The sequence below is a fragment of the Paenibacillus sp. J2TS4 genome, assembly GCF_018403245.1.
In the GTDB taxonomy this organism is placed as follows: domain Bacteria; phylum Bacillota; class Bacilli; order Paenibacillales; family NBRC-103111; genus Paenibacillus_L.
This window is the reverse complement of sequence record NZ_BOSH01000001.1, coordinates 720,904-739,412: the sequence shown is the minus strand read 5'-3', so window position 1 is coordinate 739,412 and position 18,509 is coordinate 720,904. Positions and strand designations below refer to the sequence as shown.

The following is an 18,509-nucleotide window of genomic DNA, read 5'->3' as shown; positions in this document are numbered from 1 at the left end:
GAATTTATAAATATAATGTCGAAAAAGAGCGGCTTTCGCCGCCCTTTTTATCCTAGCACATTCTTTAAAAATGTTCTACTATCCATCAATCGAAATCGGCTACCATTTCATCATAAATTTCAGATACCATTTCCCACTCGTCATCGTCGTCGATCGTTTCCAATTCTGGATCGCCCGCCGGGTTCCGAGTAATCCGAAAGACGGAGGCTTCCTCATCTTTGCCGGATTCAGCCGGCACCAGCACCGCATATTCATGCTGCCCAATTGAAAATTCGGTCAGCAGCACATAAGTGCGTGAGCTTTCTTCATCATCCAGAATGATTTCTTCTCCGAAGGCTTGCTTCAATACGTCAATCGGCTTGGCGTCCTTTAGTTGATAGCCATCCATTTATTTTCCCTCAGCCTCTTCGTCTTCTTCCTCTTCCTCCAACTCATCCATCAGCGTGTTGAAGGTTTCCTCCACAATATTCCATTCCTCTTCGTCGTCGATCGTGTACAGCTTAAGATCGTCTCCTTCTTCCTCATAGCGGAATGCATACACTTCATCGGTCTCGTCGTCATCGGCTTCCACGGGAACGACCATCATATACTTTTTGTCCGAGCCGTCAACCTCAAACTTCATGATTACTTCAAATTCTTCTTCGTTTCCTTCTTCATCGGGAATATAAATAATTTCCGGTTCGTCCAAATGCATCTCATCGTTCGCCATTGTACAACCTCACCTTCTTTTATTAGAATCTAAAAAGCCTTGCAGTATAAAAGCAGCGGCTATCTTGTCGATGACTTGCCTCCGCTTTTTTCGACTGACATCCGCCTCCAACAATGTTCTTTCCGCGGATACGGTCGTCAATCTTTCATCCCAAAGGTGTACGGGGAGCTTGACTTTAGTTTGCAATGCTTCGGCAAATTCCATACTTAATTCCCCGCGCGGACCGATCGTGTTGTTCATATTTTTCGGAAGTCCGACTACAATCTCTTCTACCCCATGCTCCTGAATAATGTTTTGTAGCCTTGCCAAATCGGCGGCCTTGCTCGTTCGGCGAATGACCTCCAAGCCCTGGGCGGTCCAGCCGAATTCATCGCTTACAGCGACGCCTATTGTCTTATCTCCGTAGTCTAACCCCATTATTTTCATGCGTCAATCTCCATAGGTTTGTCAACAAGCCGTTTGCGTTACCATTTATTTACGCTGTTTGCCCTGCAAATAGTAACGAACCAATTCCTCAATCAGTTCATCCCGCTCCCTCTTGCGGATCAAGCTCCTGGCATTGTTGTGTCTCGGAATGTAAGCGGGATCCCCGGATAACAGGTAGCCTACAATCTGATTGATCGGATTGTAGCCCTTTTCCTGCAGGGCGTCGTAAACGGCAATCATAACTTCCTCCGGTGATGCCTCTATCCCTTCGGCTTTCACATTAAATTTCATTGTTTTATCCATGGAATTCATTACCGCACCTCCTGAGAGTTTTGCCTGATCGGGCAAAACTTACTTCATAGCCTATGCCAACCTTGCCATTTAATCCACAAGATTTATCTATGCTGATATATTCTCTGCCATCGACAATAATTCCTCTTTTATGGACAAATTTTCTCTTGCGGAGCTCTTTTCCAGTCTGTGCGATAACCGAATCGCGGTTATCTTCATTTCATCCGTTTGATCAGCTCCGGAATTTGCCCGATCGCCTCATCCAGCTTGGAGGGGTCCTTGCCTCCAGCCTGAGCCATGTCAGGCCGGCCTCCGCCGCCTCCGCCACATATAGCGGCCGCTTCCTTCACGATCTTGCCAGCGTGGAAGCCTTGGCCTACCAAATCGGCCGTAACGGCGGCGACAAGGTTAACCTTACCGTCCATGGCGGCACCCAGCACTATAATTCCGGATTCCAGCTTTGCCTTCAATTCATCGACGATCGTACGCAGAGAGTCCATATCTCCCGCATCGACCTTGGAAGCCAAGACAGGCACCCCGTCCACCTGCTGCAGACGGTCAGTCAAGCTGCCTGCCTCCAGATGACTCAGCTTGCCGCGAAGAGATTCCAGCTCCCGGTTCAATTCACGGACCTGATTCATCATCGTATCAATCCGCTTGGGTACATCATGGATTCCTGCTTTAAGCAGAGTGGCGGATTGTCTGAGCAAATCCAGCTGCTGATCGAAATATTCATAGGCATATCTTCCGGTTACCGCCTCAATCCGGCGGACTCCGGAGCCGATCCCGCTCTCGCTCACAATTTTGAACAAACCGATTTCGGCGGTGCTTTCCACATGACAGCCTCCACATAACTCGATGCTGTAATCTCCAATTCGCACCACTCGCACAATATCGCCGTACTTTTCCCCAAACAACGCCATCGCCCCCATCGCCTTGGCTTCAGCGATCGGCTTCAGCGATATGTCCAGGCTCGTCCGGTTCCAAATTTGGCGGTTGACACGAGTCTCTATATCTTGAAGCTCTTCGGGACTGATCCCGCCGAAGTGGGAAAAGTCGAAGCGAAGTCTATCCGGAGCAACCAGCGATCCGGCCTGATTCACATGCTCGCCCAGTACATCCTTCAAGGCGTGGTGAAGCAGATGCGTAGCCGTATGGTTCTTGATAATGTCGTCCCGTTTGATCCGGTCCACGACTGCCTCGACCGTCTCCCCTAGGCGTAAAGATCCTTGCTCCATCCTAATGGTCATGACGTGCTGCCCATTCGGGCTTTTGCCTACGTCCTCAACCGTTGCCCTTCCTTGAGCGCCGTTCAGCATGCCCGTGTCGCTAACCTGGCCTCCCGATTCCGCATAGAACGGTGTCCGGTCCAGAATGACCTGGCATACCTCTCCTTCGCTAACGAAATCTGCCATTTGTCCTTGGCTCACGATGGCCATCACCTTAGCAGTAGTTACCAATTCATTATAACCAACAAACTCGCTTTTATCCGTAAAATCAGCCAGCGGACCGCCCTGAATGTTCATGCTTTCGGTATCCTGTCTAGCTGCTCTAGCCCGTTCCCGCTGGGCTTCCATCGCCTGTTCGAAGCCTTCCCGGTCAATGGTCAATCCATGCTCCTGGGCAAAGTCCTCGGTCAAATCAAGGGGGAATCCATAGGTATCATACAATTTGAACGCGTCCGTCCCTTGAATGACGCCCGTTCCATCCTCCTTCGCTTGATCCGCGAACCCTGCCAGAATAGCCAGACCGTCGGACAAAGTCTCATGGAACCGTTCCTCTTCGGTACGGATGACTTTGATGATAAATTCAGCCTTGTCAGCCACTTCTTTGTAGTACACACCCATGACCTCGCCTACGGTCGGTACAAGACGATACAAGAACGGCTCGTTCATGCCGAGCATTTTACCGTAACGGACCGCGCGGCGAAGCAGCCTGCGAATTACGTAACCCCGTCCTTCATTGGAGGGGAGAACTCCGTCACCGACAGCAAAGACGACTGTCCGGATATGATCCGCGATCACTTTCAAAGCTACATCCATGTCTTCCTTCTCTTTATAGCGAGCCCCGGTGATCTCACAGGTCTTCTCAATGATAGGAACGAACAGGTCCGTATCGAAATTGGAGTCGACCTCCTGCAAAATAGAGGCGAATCGCTCCAACCCGGCGCCGGTATCGATATTTTTATTCGGCAGAGGAGTATAACTTCCGTCTTTGTTATGATTAAATTGGGAGAACACAAGGTTCCATACTTCCAGAAACCGTTCGTTCTCTCCGCCAGGCCAGCATTCCGGATCGTTCAGATCTCCGTACGCCTCCCCCCGATCGTAGAAAATTTCTGTGCATGGACCGCAGGGGCCTTCCCCGATATCCCAAAAATTGTCCTCTACCTTATAAATCCTCTCCGCGGGCAGCCCAATCTTATTGTGCCACAGATCGAAAGCTTCCTGGTCCTCCGGATAGACCGTCACCGACAGACGCTCCGGATCAAAGCCGATCCACTTAGGGTCGGTAAGAAACTCCCACGCCCATGTAATCGTTTCTTCTTTGAAATAGTCGCCAATCGAAAAGTTGCCGAGCATTTCAAAGAACGTATGGTGTCTGCGGGTCTTGCCCACATTCTCAATGTCGTTCGTGCGAATACATTTTTGCGCATTGGCGATACGCGGATTATCCGGCTTCACACGACCGTCGAAATAAGGCTTGAGCGGAGCCATCCCGGCATTAATCCAGAGCAAGGACGGGTCGTTATGAGGGACGAGCGGGGAGCTCGGTTCAATCTTATGTCCTTTCTCCGCAAAGAAGTCAAGCCATTTTTGGCGAATTACACTAGCTTTCATTCATACCTTCCTCCATTTGTCACCTTATTTCTAAAAGAAAACAAAAAACGCCCCTTGATTCAGGGACGATTAAATCGCGGTACCACCCTGGTTATTGCCTTGCGGAATAGCGCCGCATGCAATCTCCTCACACGAGATGTAACGAGTCTCCCCCGGTGGAGTTCATCCACACTCCGAAAACAGCTTCCGTCATTCTTCATTCCGGAGGTTCTTTCAGCCTGTGCTATTCACAGGAACCCCCTCTCTGGCGAATGGGCTATGACTTCATGGAATTCATCCTCGCTTTAGCCGATATTCAGTTGCATATGCCCCAAATTATAGCGGTTTTTCCCCTGCCATGTCAACAATTGTCATGATCCGCTGTGAGAGCCGCTGGCATTCCATTCAGCGAAGCCCGGTAAGCTGTACTATTTCGTTGGTCAAGTCGGTTTGCGGTGGACGTAATAAATAAAAATATGCTGGATGATCACCTTCAAAACAGCAAATAAAGGAACGGCCAGAATAAGCCCGATAATCCCCGCCAACTCGCCGCCGACAAGCAGTGCAAAAATAATCGAAAGCGGGTGCATGTGCAGCGTGCGTCCCACCACTTGGGGAGAGATCACATTGCCTTCGAGAATTTGCACGGCCGTGTTCACGATAACGACATACAAAACCATTTTCCAGGAGACAGTTGCCGCCATAAGGATCGCCGGGGCCGCACCGAAGAAGGGCCCCAGATAGGGAATAATATTAAACACCGCCACTACACTGGCCATAAGCAATGGATAAGGCATATCGATAATCCAATAGCCAATATAAGCTAGCAAGCCTACGATGAGACATACAATGAACTGTCCGCGTATGTAATTCCCCAACGCTTGATCGATATCCCGCAGCAGCTTTACGGTAGGCCGCCGGTGCCCCTTGGGAACAATCGTAATGACGCCTCTTTCAATCAATTTAAAATCCTTCAATATATAAAACGCTACAAAAGGAACGATGAAGGCAACGAATAACATGTTAATCGTGCTTCCAATCCGGTTGATATAATCCGAAATGGCAGTGGAAATCGCGTCCTCCCATTTATTAAGCGAATTATAGATGCCTTCCCGAATGCTGTCCGGCAGAAGCGGATGGTCATTAAGCGTCATCATCATACTTTCGGCTTTCATCGTCATCTGTGGAATATGCTCGTTCAGTTCCGCTAATTGGGTCACAAAAACCGGGATTAAATTCATCATAATCACAACAAGAGACGTAATAAAAACGGCATAAATCAGCAGCACCGCTATCGTGCGGGGAACCTTTCTATGATTGAGCAAGGTGACAACCGGATTGAGAACGTATGAAATAATCATGGCGATCACGAACGGGGCCAGCACCGCGCTCAAAAATTTGTAGCCCCATAGAATAATAGGCTTCACGAGTATAAGCATATACAGTAGGATTAAACCAACCAGCGCAAACAGAAAGATTCCGAACCATTTATTTTTGTAAAAAGGCTCCACTGAATTCACCCCGCCTAAGCCCAGGCTATCTCAGGAAGCAGCCGGACTAGCTATCTACAGTAGTATATGTAGCAGCAGAGTGATTTAACCCACAGGTTCTACCGACAATTCAGCGTGTTAACTAAAACATCCGGCTTTTCATCAGACGAAAAGCGTTCTTTCGTCTCATGAAAAACCGGATGCAAGGGTTACTCGGCCAGCCTGCTAATTCGCATGGATTTCCTGAGGAAATTCTTCCTCAAAAAACAAATCATCCAACGAGCTAAGAGTACCATCTTCCTCTACTTGATAAACGGACATCTTCTCTCCATTTACCGTAAGCTCAATAAAGCAGCCCCAACAATAAAATTGATGGGAGCCGATTTTCCCTATATCCTTGGAGTTGCAATTAGGACATCGCAGCATCTCTTTCCCCCTATTCCTCATATAAATTTTCTTCCAGCTCATCCTTGCTGCTTACCGGGACTATGATCACATCTTGTCCCATAGTCGCCTGCGCTGGGGCAGGCAACCACTTCCGGCCTTCCTTCACATCGGACAGGAAGCCTTCGGATAATTCAAAGCCTATTATTTTTTTATCCATTTTTGGAGAAAAATAAACATCCTCCACTCGACCTAGCTGCTGTCCGTTTACCGTAAGCAGAGGCAAACCAATAATTTTGCCTGAGCCGGATAACAGGACCCATGAATCCGGGGTGTCTTCCTCCATCCTTATAACATCTTCTCCCTCGACCGTAACAGCGTCTTCTCCATAGGAAGCAATATCTTCCCATAATATAAATCTTGGACTGGAGAACCAGTGTCTTGTATCCAGAATAATTCCCTGCACAAGCCACTCGGGATCGATCAACAAATCTTTAACCGTTCCAAGCTGTTTTCCCGATTGAACATCAATAACGGGCAGACCCAGCATATCATTAGCCCTGCGCAAAAACCGTCTCTCCTTTCGAACCGAACCGGCCTATCCGGTTACCGTGGCGCGTGTTCTCACCTTACAAAATTGTTTGTCAAACGAGCCATGCTTATACGGATGAATCGAAAAGAGAGGAGGTTTTACTTCTTATGCATTCTGAGCACAATGGCCGCCGTTCGAGAAGCGGCCCATTCGACATCTTCAACGAGATTACCGGATCCAAAACTAAAACGAACAGCAGAATGGGTAACCGAAGAGGGAAGCTTCATCGCTTGAAGCACATGGGAGACTTCCAACGCTCCCGAAGTACAGGCGGAACCGCTGGCGGCAGCGATGCCTTCCAAATCGAGGTTCATCAAAAGCGTTTCGGTAGAAACTCCTGGGAAGCTGACGTTCAAAATGTGGGAAAGCGTGAATTGCGGATGGCCATTGATGACATAGTCTTGAGGCCCCAGCTCGCGAGACCATACGTCGATCATCGTTCGCCGTAATTCATTCATCCGCATCTGATTATGCTCCACTCTGGCAACGGCTCTTTCTACAGCAGCGGCAAAACCGACGGCCCCCGCTACGTTTTCCGTTCCTGCACGGCGTTTGCGCTCTTGGGAGCCGCCGAAGGATTGAGGAGCAATGCGGATTCGGGGGGAGCAGTACAATCCCCCTACGCCTTTAGGGCCTTCGATTTTATGCGCGGAGAAGCTTACCAAATCTACCGGAAGCCGGGACAGGTCGACAGGCTCCAATCCGAGTGCCTGGACGGCATCGGAATGAAAAGGAATCCCCGAAGCCCTCGCTATTTCTCCAATCTCACGGATGGGCTGGAGTGTACCCACTTCATTATTCCCGTACATAATGCTGATCAGAGCCGTATCCGGTCGGATCGCCTGTTCGACATCCAGCGGGTCCACTCTCCCGGTTTCATCCACCGGGAGATAGGTGACTTCACAGCCCTGCCTCTCCAGATAGCGGCAGGCATACAGCACGGCATGATGCTCCACCTGCGACGTAATAATATGCTGCTTGCCTTCCGAAGCGGCAACAGTGCCGAGAATGGCCAGGTTGTCACTTTCTGTCCCCCCGCTCGTCCATATCCATTGCCTGGCTTCACAGCCGAGAGCAGCGGCGACTCGCTCTCTTGCCTCATTCAATGCGCGATGAGCAAGACGGCCAAAGGAATGTACACTGGACGGATTGCCAAATACGTCGGTAAAATAGGGAGTCATCGCTTCCAGCACAGCGGGATGCATCGGTGTTGTGGCGGCATGATCGAGATAAATAGGCTTCATCTGGGACTCCTAAATGTAGAACATGTAACTATCGTTCTTGCCTTCGTCTTTATAGGAAATAAGATAAGCCAATGTCGTCGAATCGAGTACTTCCGCGATGCTGTCGCGAATACGGATCCACAGAGCGCGTTTGGCCGGATCGTCTTCTTCCGTGAAATCGACCGGACTGATCGGGCCTTCCAATACCCGGATAATATCTCCGGAGGTTATTTCCTCGGCAGGCTTGGATAGTATATAACCGCCGTAGGCTCCGCGTATGCTCTTTACCAGCCCGGCGTTACGCAGAGGAGCGATCAACTGCTCCAAATAATGCTCGGACAGCTGGTGTTTTTCCGCAATGCTTTTTAAGGAGGTGGGACCTTCTCCATACCGATTAGCCAGCTCCATCATAATAGTGAGACCGTATCGTCCTTTTGTCGAGATCTTCAAAGTAACACCTCATTCGTGTCATACTCGCGACTTATGCGCAAATAGTGGTAAAGGTTGAGAGAAAGTATAATGGAAAGTCTCGATGCGGAGAATTAGGATTCTTCCCTGACTCATGCAGCTTGCCGCTTTCCTTGCCTCATCCTGAGGCTTAGCACATGCTTGTCGAAGGTAATCTGCTCCCCGCTCTATTCTCGCTGGCAAGACTTTCTGCTCAAAGTCAAAAAACTAGTACAATTATTGTTATCCAGCTTGCCCAAATCGAAAGCAAAGCATCCCATCAGCGATGGAAAAAGTCGGATAAAGGTCAAAAAAAATTAATGACACACCTTAACCTATATGTTAACACAGAATTGCTTTTACGGAAATGAAAACCATGACATTTTCATGAAAATAATAATGCTTCTGATTTTCAAGAATAGCGGATTTTCATCCGGTTTGTGATACAATAATAAACAGCTTCTGTCATAGGTCTATCGGAGATGGCGTTGAAAGTCCTCTTTTGCTCGCAGATGCTCTATGCAGGGACCTTGTGAAGTTAATCATTTTACCAAATATACCCCATGTAAAGCGAGGGATAGTCAATGGACAAACCGGCTCACCAAACCAGAGTCGTCCTCGGAATGTCCGGTGGAGTCGATTCCTCGGTCGCCGCACTTCTTCTGAAGGAACAAGGCTACGATGTCATCGGCATCTTCATGAAAAATTGGGACGATACGGACGAATTTGGCCACTGTACGGCAGAAGAGGATGCCGAAGATGTGCGCAAAGTGTGTGCGCAAATCGGGATTCCCTGCTATACGGTCAATTTCGAGAAACAATATTATGATAAAGTGTTTGCTTATTTTCTGGACGAATATCGCAAAGGCAGAACTCCGAATCCCGACGTCATGTGCAACCGTGAAATCAAGTTCGGGGAGTTTTTGCAAAAAGCGTTGGAGCTTGGAGCTGAATATATTGCTACGGGCCATTATGCCCGAGTGGAGCTGCAGCAGGGTAAATACCGTTTGCTGAGGGGACTGGACGCCAATAAGGATCAAACCTACTTCCTGAATGCGTTAAATCAATACCAGCTCTCCAAAGCTATGTTTCCCATCGGCCACCTGCCTAAGGCAAAGGTGCGGGAAATTGCCGCTCAAGCCGGTCTGGCCACCGCCAAGAAGAAGGACAGCACAGGCGTCTGTTTTATTGGCGAAAGAAATTTCAAGGAATTTCTGAGCCATTACCTGCCCGCCCGGCCCGGGGATATCCGCAGCCTCGACGGTGAATGGAAGGGCAAGCACGACGGCCTGATGTATTACACTCTAGGGCAGCGCCAAGGCCTGGGCATTGGCGGGTCCGGCACGGGCGAGCCTTGGTTTGTGGTGGACAAGGACTTGACCAACAACATATTGTACGTTGTTCAAGGGGATGCTCACCCGAGAATGTACTCCACCGCGCTGACTGCCACCGACGTCAACTGGATCGAGGGAGACTTGCCCGCAGAGCCGATCCGCTGCACCGGTAAACTCCGTTATCGCCAGCAGGATCAAGCGGTGACCGTGACGATGAGCAGCGACAGCACTTGCCGGGTCGAATTCGACCAGCCGCAAAAGGCGATCACCCCCGGGCAAGCCGTCGTATTCTATGACGGGGAGCAATGCTTGGGCGGTGGCATCATCGACCGAACCGAGCGGCTGGACGACGAATCGAGGGCATAGCCGCCGCGATTGCACGCCGCACGGCCTACCTTCGGCAGCGAATGCTGATTGCATCGCGCCAATGAAACAAAAGGAAAGGGACAATCCCTCAAGATCAACCCGTTGATCGGAGGGACCGTCCCTTTTTTGCTATGTGCTTTAACGTGGCGCTCTTCCTTCCCACCACTTTGGATCCATCTCTAACTTATTGATATTACCTATTGCTTGATCGGTCGTTATTACGATATTTTCACTATGCTCTTCCGTTTCTTCCACCATGTCCAACCCCCTCTCCATCCAATCCCGCTTCCTCTCTTCCCTCTCCATCGCTTCCCTCTGACGGATTGACATATGAGGTATCAGGCCAATCACTATCGCCTTCCGGCTTCTCCTTTTCGTTCTCTTCCTCACCGGGCTTCATTTCAAGAAATATACTCTTCACTCGCTCTGTCTGGTGTTTGGACACGAGAACATACAGAATATCGCCTGCGCCTATAGCCGTTGTTCCCCTGGGTGTAATCACTTTTTCTCCGCGAATAACGGCTGTGATCAGTGTATCTTGCGGAAGATGCAGCTCTCTGATCTCCATTCCCACAATGGCCGCTTCCTCTTCTACATGAATCTCGATAATTTCCGTATTGGTTTTACCTATGGAAACCAACTCCAGACTATGGGGAGTGGCCGGCTTTTTGTCCCCCGTCAATCCTAGCCAGTTAGCCAAAGGAGTGATTGTCCAGCCTTGAATGAGGGCCGAGGTCAGGACGATAAAGAAGACCATATTGAAGTAAAGATGACCGTTCTCTATACCGGCAAGCAGCGGATAGGTGGCCAGAACGATAGGAACGGCTCCACGTAATCCGCACCAGGAGATCAATATTTTTTCCTTGAAGGAAAATTTCATAAAAATCATACTGAGAAATACGCCAATTGGTCTCGCCACAAACATCAACAAGGCTGATAAAGCCAGTCCTTGCCATGCGATGCTGATCAATTCCCGAGGGAAGACCAGCAGTCCCATCAGAATAAACATGGAAATCTGCATCATCCAGGCAAACCCTTCATTAAACCGAAAGATGGAATGCCGATAAGTCAAATCCGAATTTCCAACGATAACTCCCATGACATAGACGGCCAAAAGTCCGCTTCCGTTCAATAAAGCCGTAGCACTGTAGGCAAAGATAGCGAAAGCAATCGATAATACCGGGTACAGTCCGGATGAGTCCAAATTGATTTTGTTAATGCACCAGACGGCCGCCTTGGCAATGACCAGTCCCATCAGCAAGCCGACTCCCATCTGCCAAAACAGGTTAATCAGCAAAAACCAGAGGTTAGAATCCGGAGATTGGTAAACCTGAATCAGCGAAACGGTGAGGAAGACCGCCATCGGGTCGTTCGTTCCCGATTCTGCCTCCAGCGTTGAGGACAGCTTCTGCTTAATATTCCGGGTTCCCAGGGCGGCGAACACCGCCGCCGCATCCGTGGAACCGACTATCGCTCCTAGCAGCATTCCTTCGATAAGACTTAAATCCAGGATCAGAATGGCAAAGGCCCCGATAATGATCGTCGTCAGAAATACCCCGAAGGTGGCCAAAGACAAGGACGGAACCAGTACCTTGCGCATATTGCTCCACTTAGTCTGGAGCCCTCCCTCGAACAATATAACAATCAGCGCCAGAACCCCGAACATCTGGGTAATGGCTGCATTATCAAAGTAAATAAACCGGTTGATTACCATCCCTACGACGAAGAATAAAACTAACGAAGGAAGTCCAAATCGGGCAGAAAATTTCGTAGTCATTACGCCTACCAGCAACAAGATAGCAATAAGTAAAATAGCATTGTCTGTCGTAAACAAATTCATATCACCTTCTCGCCAGCGTCTCGTTCTTGTTTAACAGCCCCCTTTTGCAAACAGAACGGATGATCATTTGGTCAATACGTTTATATGTACCTTCTCCCCTATTTACTTATATCGTTTTTTTCCCCATCCTATATTATAATCTTCCCGGACCTGAATGTCATTTTTTACACAAATATAACCAAAAAAAAGCGAAAGCTTCGCTTTTTAGGGGGAAGGCTTTCGTTTTTTTCGATTATGCTGGTTTATTCTTATTTTTTCTTCCATTCCCTGTTCCCCGGCAATAAAGAATGAGGAATCTTCAAGAGCCTCGGGAAGATAGGCCTGGTCCACATAATGATTGGGATAATCATGAGGATATTTATAGCCTTTGTGACCGAGCTTTTCCGCACCGCTGTAGTGGGTGTCGCGCAAATGCAGCGGCACCTCGGCCGATGGCTGCTGTTCAATCGCATGCATAACACGGGAGATCGCTACAGGAATCGAATTCGATTTAGGGCTCTCCACCGCGAAAATGATGGCTTGGGCGATGACGTATTTCGATTCGGGCCAGCCGATTTTATGATAGGCGTCCATGGCGCTGACCGCCTGTACCATCGCCTGCGGGTTAGCTAATCCTATATCTTCGCTGCAGGCGACGATCAACCGCCGCAGGAAAGTCATCGGGTCCATTCCCAGCTTCTCGACCGCATACAAGAACCAATACAATGCCGCATCACTCGAGCCGCGTACGCTTTTATGAAAAGCGGACAATACATCGTATTGCACCGACTTGTCCGCTCTCACCGTCGGCTTGCGGATCGATTCCTCTGCAACAGCCAGCGTAATGACAATGATTCCGTCAGCGCCCGGAGGAGTCGTCAACGCCGCAAATTCCAGAGCGTTCAGTGCCCGGCGAATATCGCCATTGGCCATGGCTGCTATATGTTCCAGCGCTTCTTCTTCGACTCTCAGCGAAAGGCGGCCAAGCCCTTTCTCGCTGTCCGTGATTGCCCGGCGCATCGCTTGAAGCGAATGTCCCGCGTTCAGAGACTTGAGCTCGAATAAGGTCGAGCGGGACAGCAGCGCTCCGTTGACATGATGATACGGATTTTCGGTTGTCGCTCCGATAAAAATGATCGTCCCCTGCTCCACCGCCGGAAGAAGAGCATCCTGTCTGGCTGTATTGAATCGGTGTACTTCATCCAGAAACAGAATCGTTTTTGTACCGTACAGCGCTTTGCGATCTTCCGCTTGGGCAATGACTTCCCGCACATCCTTGACACTGGCATCAACGGCATTGAGCTTCACAAATTCCCCGTTGGTCTTCTCCGAGATGATATGGGCCAAAGTCGTCTTCCCCGTTCCGGGAGGACCATACAGCAATATGGAGGAGACTTGATCCGCTTCGATCGCCCGGCGCAGCAGCTTGCCCGGGCCTACGATATGCTCCTGTCCGATATATTCCGATAAATCTCTTGGTCTCATCCGGTCAGCCAGCAGCCGATTTTCGGCAGAAGAGGACGAGTAGGAAAATAAATCCATGCTAAACCTCCAGAGTAAAAAGGTCATTTACGATTAAAGTCAGCATCCAGCGCCGCCTCCTGCTTAAACACCGGCCGACTTAAGCAGGTCGCGTACCGCTACGCTAACCATAATGAGTCCGGCTACAGGCGGCACGAAGGCATTGCTGGCTGGCGGCTGCTGGGCTTTGCGGATCTCGGGCGCATTCTCGGGAACAATCTGCCTGGTGACTTCCTCCCGCGGCTTGACCGGTTCCTCGGTGGAGAATACGACCTTGACCCCTTTGGTAATCCCTTCCTTGCGCAGCTTCTGACGGATTACCCGGGCAATCGGATCCATCGACGTCTTCGATATATCGGCCACCTGAAAGCGGGTCGGATCCATTTTGTTAGCGGCGCCCATACTCGAGATCAGCGAGATTTTACGCTGCAGGCACTGCTTGATCAAATGAATTTTATAACTGATCGTATCCGAAGCGTCGATGACGTAATCAAGCGGATATTCAAACAGCTTCTCATACGTTTCCTCGGTGTAGAACATTTGCAAAGCGACGGCATCGCACTCCGGATTGATGTCGCGGACCCTCTCCTTCATCAGCTCCGTCTTCTGGCGGCCTACGGTAGACAGCAGAGCATGAAGCTGGCGGTTAACGTTAGTAATATCGACGACATCCTTGTCGATCATGACGATCCGGCCGACGCCGGTACGGGCCAATGCCTCGACTGCGAAAGAGCCGACGCCGCCGACACCAAGCACTGCAACCGTGCTGCGCTTCATAACGTCGAGGCCTTCCGGACCGATCGCCAGCTCCGTCCGTGAAAATTGATTCAGCACTTGGGCTTCCTCCTTCTTCAAACAGATTAGGGTTGACTTACTTGGAGGAAGGCTGCTTCATCGCAATGCGAATGGAGAGCTGCTCCAACTGCTGACTGTCCACCTCGCCCGGAGCGTCCATAAGCAGGCAGGAGGCGCTTGCCGTCTTGGGGAAGGCAATGGTCTCACGCAAATTGCTGCGTCTGGCCAGCAGCATAATAAGCCGGTCTAATCCAAAGGCTATTCCGCCATGCGGAGGAGTCCCGTATTCGAAAGCTTCCAGCAGATATCCGAATTTTTCGCGCGCCTTTTCCTCTGAGAATCCGAGAGCCGTGAACATTTTTTCCTGAATGTCCCGCTTGTAAATCCTCATGGAGCCGCCGCCGACTTCATAGCCATTCAATACAAGGTCATAAGCCTGCGCTCTCATTTGGCCCGGATCGGTGTCGAAATAATGGATATCCTCCTCCATGGGCCGGGTAAACGGATGGTGCGCGGCGACATACCGCTGCTCCTCTTCATCGTATTCAAACAGCGGGAAGTCAACAACCCAGGCAAACTTGTATTGACTCTCGTCAATCAGTCCCAAATCGCTGCCCAGCTTCAAGCGCAGGTTGCCGAGCACGTCTGCCACCACTTTGGGCTTATCTGCAGAGAAGACCAGCAGGTCGCCTTCCTCCGCCTGCAGGCGCTCGGTAAGAGCCGCAATTTCTTCTTCGCTGAAAAATTTGACGATCGGTCCTTTCCACTCGCCTTCCTTGACTTGAATCCATGCCAGTCCTTTGCCGCCATAACGATTGGCGAACGGCTGCAAATCATCCAGTTCCTTGCGGCTCCAGGAAGCGCAGCCTTTGGCATTCAGCGCCTTCACCTGACCACCTTGGCCCACTACGGTCGAGAAGACTTTGACTCCGCTGTTAGCCACAATGTCGGACACTTCGACCAATTCCAGGCCAAAGCGCAAATCCGGTTTGTCGGAACCATATTTACCCATCGCTTCGGCATAAGTCAATCTTTGGAACGGACGAGGAATGTCTACGCCAACCGTCTCTTTAAACAGCTTCACCATCAGCTCTTCCATCATGCTCTGAAGCTGCTCCGGAGAAAGGAACGACGTCTCAATGTCGACCTGGGTAAACTCCGGCTGTCTGTCGGCCCGAAGGTCCTCGTCACGGAAGCAGCGAGCGATCTGATAATAGCGCTCCAGCCCCCCGACCATCAGCAATTGCTTGAAGAGTTGGGGAGACTGCGGCAAGGCAAAAAACTTGCCTTCATGAACCCGGCTGGGCACCAGATAATCCCTTGCGCCTTCCGGCGTGCTTCTCGTTAAAATCGGTGTTTCCACTTCAACGAACTCGTTGTCATCCAGGAAATCACGGAAAACTTTAGCCGCTTTGGAGCGAAGCTTGAGAGTCTTCTGCATTTCCGGGCGGCGCAGGTCAAGATAACGGTATTTCAGCCGCAGCGCTTCATCGATCTCGATGCCGTCTTCAATGAAGAACGGCGGATTTTTGGCGATATTCATAATTTCGATTTCCGACACCTGAACTTCAATTTCTCCCGTCGCCAGGTTATCGTTTTTCGTATCCTCGGCCCGCTCAATTACTTTACCGCGTACGGCTAATACATATTCGTTACGGGCTCTATCGGCTATTTCCAGAGCTTCCCCTGAGAAATCCGGGTTGAATACGATTTGGACTATTCCGGTTCGATCCCGCAGATCAATGAAAAGCACTCCTCCGAGGTCGCGTCTTCTTTGTACCCAACCGTTCAATTGAACGGTTTCTCCTACATTGGCTTTAGTAAGCTGGCCGCAATGATGCGTTTTTAGCATGGACATATCGCTGTCTTCCTCCTCAAGAAAAATTAACATTTTTTATTAAAATTCTAAAATCTGGTATAAGCTGATGGTTCACCGTGAGCGGTCCGATCGCAATACAAAAGTGCATGTCGATTTTGAAAAACGGCAAACAATCCAAACTGATGTGCAAAAATGCAGGTTTTTTACAGCAAAAGCCTGAAACCAATCAAACCGCTAAAATTCACTGCGTTTTTGCACTAGATTGGCCTGTTCCGGGTAAAATCCATCCAAAGACCTGTACTTTTGCAAGTAACGTTGGCTACCCGTTATGCAGCTAGTTTTGGCAGCACTGCATGCCAGCGGGCAAACGTTTCGCGTGAGATGGCGGCTGGCCGGAAAGCCCTTCTTCCGGCGGCAAGCTTTATGCCGCCCATGAGGGGATGTGAGCTTGGCAGCCAACCTCATGGCAAGCAATTGTTGCCGCGCCCGCCGCCGATCGACTGCGCTTAAGCCGAGCGAGATCGATTCGATCGCCGTCGACCGTCTGCCACGGTCAGGCCTGAGCCGGCTTCAAACGGTCGGCCAGTTCATTAAGCGGCACCGATTGCTGCTCTCCCGTAGCCATTTCCTTGAGCGCTATGACCTCTTGGTCCAGCTCATCCTCACCGAGAATGGCTACGTAGCGGGCTTGGCAGCGATCCGCCGCTTTCATTTGCGCCTTCATCTTTCGCTGCATATAGTCTTTCTCTGCCGCTATCCCTTGAGAACGAAGCTCAAACAACAATCTTACCGCTTCGCTCTCTGCCCGCTCCCCCATCGGTAGCAGATAGACGTCTATCGGCTCCCCGCCGGGCACATTCACCTGCTGGGCTTCCAGAACGAGCAGAGTTCTTTCCAGCCCGAGACCAAGACCGACGCCTGGCTGATCCTGACCGCCGACATCGCCGACCAGTCCATTGAACCGGCCGCCGCCGCCTATTGTATCGATGGCTCCGATGCCCCCCGCCTTATATTCAAAAGCGGTGTGCGTGTAATAATCGAGCCCGCGTACGAGCCGCGGATTAATCCGGTACGGGATATTCATCGCCGATAAGCGATTCCTAACCGCTTCGAAATGAGCGGAGCATTCCTCGTCCAAATGACTAATTAGCTCCGGCGCCCCTTCAAATCGATGCTGATCGACCTTGCAGTCGAGCACCCGCAGCGGGTTTTTCTCCATCCGATTCTGGCAGTCTTTGCAAAGCTCCTCTCGCATCGGCTGAAGAAATTGCAGCAGCGTCTCACGAAAGCGGGCACGAATTTCCGGGGTGCCGACAGAGTTAATCTCGACCGTCACCTCACGAATGCCCACTTCATGGTAGAAGCTGTAGCCTAGAGCGATAACCTCCGCATCCAGCGAAGGATCGGTCGAGCCGAACGCTTCGACCCCGAACTGATGCAGTTGACGGTAACGTCCCGCTTGGGGCTGTTCATATCGGAACATCGGCCCGATATAATACAGCTTCGTTACGTCCGGTTCGGCATACAGCTTATTCTCTACGTAGGCTCTTACGACACCGGCCGTTCCTTCCGGACGAAGGGTCATGCTGCGATTGCCTTTATCTTGGAAAGTGTACATTTCCTTCTCGACAATGTCGGTCGTCTCACCCACTCCGCGCTGAAAAAGCTCGGTATGCTCGAAGATCGGCGTGCGGATTTCTTTATAATGATAGCGGCGGCACAAATCTCTTGCTTTAGCTTCAATGAACTGCCACTTCTCCACAACGCCGGGGAGTAAATCCTGTGTGCCTTTTGGCTTTTGAAAACTCATTCGCTTTAGCCCCCTTTTGTCAAAATAAAAAACCCCCGCCTCCGGCCTCAATAGACCAGGGACGAGGGATTATTACAATCTCCCGTGGTACCACCCACATTCGGATTCTTCCCTGCATAAGGATTCATCATCCCGGGAATATTCCGCACTTTGCTCGGTTAACGCCCGACTACGCCAAGCTGCTACTTCCACCCGCTTCTTGAATAAGCTGTGGGGGTCACGGCCAGTCCTCCGGGAGGTCGTTCATTCAATCATCCTCGGGAAGCTTGCAGCCAAAGGCTTCCTTCTCTGGAGAGGTGGGGTTGAATTACTCGGTCCCTTCAACGGATCCAATAAATAAATCAAATAAACATCGACGCTCACAAGAGCTCGTAAGATTAGTATTGATTGTAATGTGGTGAGGAAAGAATGTCAAGTATCAGAGATCATGTGTTATTATGTCCTATTCATGTCAAATGATTTCGTCTGGTTGGAGTCCCCGTCTATTAGAAATCATGCCTATTATTTGTCATTATTGTGAGGGCTCCGTGTCTCGTCGGAGACCATGTCAATAGGCACCCCCATCTAAAGAATGAATCCCAACCAAGAAACTCATTAAAAAGAAAAGAACCTACACCACGTGGTGTAGGTTGAAATTAATTGTATATATTACAAAAGGGGTCAT

At 50.2% G+C, this 18,509-nt stretch carries 16 protein-coding genes; 1 reads left to right on the top strand and 15 read right to left on the bottom strand.

Annotated features, from left to right (window positions below; translation table 11 throughout):
* Positions 1-85 precede the first annotated feature (85 nt).
* The 10 genes from KJS69_RS03305 to cymR all read right to left on the bottom strand — a co-directional run bounded on the left by KJS69_RS03305 (position 86) and on the right by cymR (position 8,384).
* On the bottom strand, positions 86-388 hold the full coding sequence (locus KJS69_RS03305) for a DUF1292 domain-containing protein (RefSeq protein WP_213581561.1): 303 nt from the start codon (positions 386-388) through the stop codon (positions 86-88).
* On the bottom strand, positions 389-709 hold the full coding sequence (locus KJS69_RS03300) for a DUF1292 domain-containing protein (protein ID WP_213581560.1): 321 nt from the start codon (positions 707-709) through the stop codon (positions 389-391).
* Positions 710-718: 9 nt separating this feature from the next.
* Positions 719-1,135 (bottom strand): Holliday junction resolvase RuvX, encoded by a 417-nt coding sequence (ruvX, locus tag KJS69_RS03295; protein ID WP_213581559.1) that lies wholly within the window; start codon positions 1,133-1,135, stop codon positions 719-721.
* A 45-nt stretch (positions 1,136-1,180) separates the two neighbouring features.
* Positions 1,181-1,447, bottom strand: coding sequence for an IreB family regulatory phosphoprotein (locus tag KJS69_RS03290; protein ID WP_213581558.1), 267 nt, complete (start codon positions 1,445-1,447; stop codon positions 1,181-1,183).
* A 194-nt stretch (positions 1,448-1,641) separates the two neighbouring features.
* Positions 1,642-4,266 (bottom strand): alanine--tRNA ligase, encoded by a 2,625-nt coding sequence (alaS, locus tag KJS69_RS03285; protein WP_213581557.1) that lies wholly within the window; start codon positions 4,264-4,266, stop codon positions 1,642-1,644.
* Between the two features lie 419 nt (positions 4,267-4,685).
* The gene (locus KJS69_RS03280) at positions 4,686-5,756 is read right to left on the bottom strand and encodes an AI-2E family transporter (RefSeq protein ID WP_249730331.1); all 1,071 of its coding nucleotides are present in this window, start codon (positions 5,754-5,756) and stop codon (positions 4,686-4,688) included.
* 204 nt (positions 5,757-5,960) lie between these two features.
* Entirely contained in the window at positions 5,961-6,161 is a 201-nt protein-coding gene (locus KJS69_RS03275) for a hypothetical protein (RefSeq protein ID WP_213581556.1), read from the bottom strand.
* Between the two features lie 10 nt (positions 6,162-6,171).
* Positions 6,172-6,687 (bottom strand): PRC-barrel domain-containing protein, encoded by a 516-nt coding sequence (locus KJS69_RS03270; RefSeq protein ID WP_213581555.1) that lies wholly within the window; start codon positions 6,685-6,687, stop codon positions 6,172-6,174.
* A gap of 122 nt (positions 6,688-6,809) precedes the next feature.
* The gene (locus KJS69_RS03265) at positions 6,810-7,955 is read right to left on the bottom strand and encodes a cysteine desulfurase family protein (RefSeq protein ID WP_213581554.1); all 1,146 of its coding nucleotides are present in this window, start codon (positions 7,953-7,955) and stop codon (positions 6,810-6,812) included.
* A 9-nt stretch (positions 7,956-7,964) separates the two neighbouring features.
* Positions 7,965-8,384 carry a cysteine metabolism transcriptional regulator CymR gene (gene cymR, locus KJS69_RS03260; protein WP_213581553.1) on the bottom strand — a complete coding sequence of 140 codons (420 nt, stop codon included), beginning with the start codon at positions 8,382-8,384 and terminating at the stop codon, positions 7,965-7,967.
* 581 nt (positions 8,385-8,965) lie between these two features.
* Between cymR and mnmA the strand changes: the two genes are divergently transcribed.
* On the top strand, positions 8,966-10,081 hold the full coding sequence (gene mnmA, locus KJS69_RS03255; RefSeq protein WP_213581552.1) for a tRNA 2-thiouridine(34) synthase MnmA: 1,116 nt from the start codon (positions 8,966-8,968) through the stop codon (positions 10,079-10,081).
* A 232-nt stretch (positions 10,082-10,313) separates the two neighbouring features.
* On the opposite strand, the gene KJS69_RS03250 is transcribed toward mnmA, so the two are convergent.
* From KJS69_RS03250 to hisS, 5 genes are all read right to left on the bottom strand, one after another.
* Positions 10,314-11,921, bottom strand: coding sequence for a potassium/proton antiporter (locus KJS69_RS03250; RefSeq protein ID WP_213581551.1), 1,608 nt, complete (start codon positions 11,919-11,921; stop codon positions 10,314-10,316).
* Positions 11,922-12,125: 204 nt separating this feature from the next.
* Positions 12,126-13,442: a replication-associated recombination protein A gene (locus tag KJS69_RS03245; protein WP_213581550.1), complete on the bottom strand. Its 1,317-nt coding sequence runs from the start codon at positions 13,440-13,442 to the stop codon at positions 12,126-12,128.
* A gap of 63 nt (positions 13,443-13,505) precedes the next feature.
* Positions 13,506-14,255: a tRNA threonylcarbamoyladenosine dehydratase gene (locus tag KJS69_RS03240; protein ID WP_213581549.1), complete on the bottom strand. Its 750-nt coding sequence runs from the start codon at positions 14,253-14,255 to the stop codon at positions 13,506-13,508.
* Between the two features lie 37 nt (positions 14,256-14,292).
* Positions 14,293-16,068 (bottom strand): aspartate--tRNA ligase, encoded by a 1,776-nt coding sequence (gene aspS / locus KJS69_RS03235; protein WP_213581866.1) that lies wholly within the window; start codon positions 16,066-16,068, stop codon positions 14,293-14,295.
* A gap of 520 nt (positions 16,069-16,588) precedes the next feature.
* Entirely contained in the window at positions 16,589-17,845 is a 1,257-nt protein-coding gene (gene hisS / locus KJS69_RS03230; RefSeq protein ID WP_213581548.1) for a histidine--tRNA ligase, read from the bottom strand.
* Between the last annotated feature and the right edge of the window lie 664 nt (positions 17,846-18,509).

Coding starts and splice junctions, on each gene's coding strand:
- KJS69_RS03305 (WP_213581561.1), bottom strand. CDS start 388: ATGGATGGCTATCAACTAAAGGACGCCAAGCCGATTGACGTATTGAAG.
- KJS69_RS03300 (WP_213581560.1), bottom strand. CDS start 709: ATGGCGAACGATGAGATGCATTTGGACGAACCGGAAATTATTTATATT.
- ruvX (WP_213581559.1), bottom strand. CDS start 1,135: ATGAAAATAATGGGGTTAGACTACGGAGATAAGACAATAGGCGTCGCT.
- KJS69_RS03290 (WP_213581558.1), bottom strand. CDS start 1,447: ATGAATTCCATGGATAAAACAATGAAATTTAATGTGAAAGCCGAAGGG.
- alaS (WP_213581557.1), bottom strand. CDS start 4,266: ATGAAAGCTAGTGTAATTCGCCAAAAATGGCTTGACTTCTTTGCGGAG.
- KJS69_RS03275 (WP_213581556.1), bottom strand. CDS start 6,161: ATGCTGCGATGTCCTAATTGCAACTCCAAGGATATAGGGAAAATCGGC.
- KJS69_RS03265 (WP_213581554.1), bottom strand. CDS start 7,955: ATGAAGCCTATTTATCTCGATCATGCCGCCACAACACCGATGCATCCC.
- mnmA (WP_213581552.1), top strand. CDS start 8,966: ATGGACAAACCGGCTCACCAAACCAGAGTCGTCCTCGGAATGTCCGGT.
- KJS69_RS03250 (WP_213581551.1), bottom strand. CDS start 11,921: ATGAATTTGTTTACGACAGACAATGCTATTTTACTTATTGCTATCTTG.
- KJS69_RS03245 (WP_213581550.1), bottom strand. CDS start 13,442: ATGGATTTATTTTCCTACTCGTCCTCTTCTGCCGAAAATCGGCTGCTG.
- aspS (WP_213581866.1), bottom strand. CDS start 16,068: ATGCTAAAAACGCATCATTGCGGCCAGCTTACTAAAGCCAATGTAGGA.
- hisS (WP_213581548.1), bottom strand. CDS start 17,845: ATGAGTTTTCAAAAGCCAAAAGGCACACAGGATTTACTCCCCGGCGTT.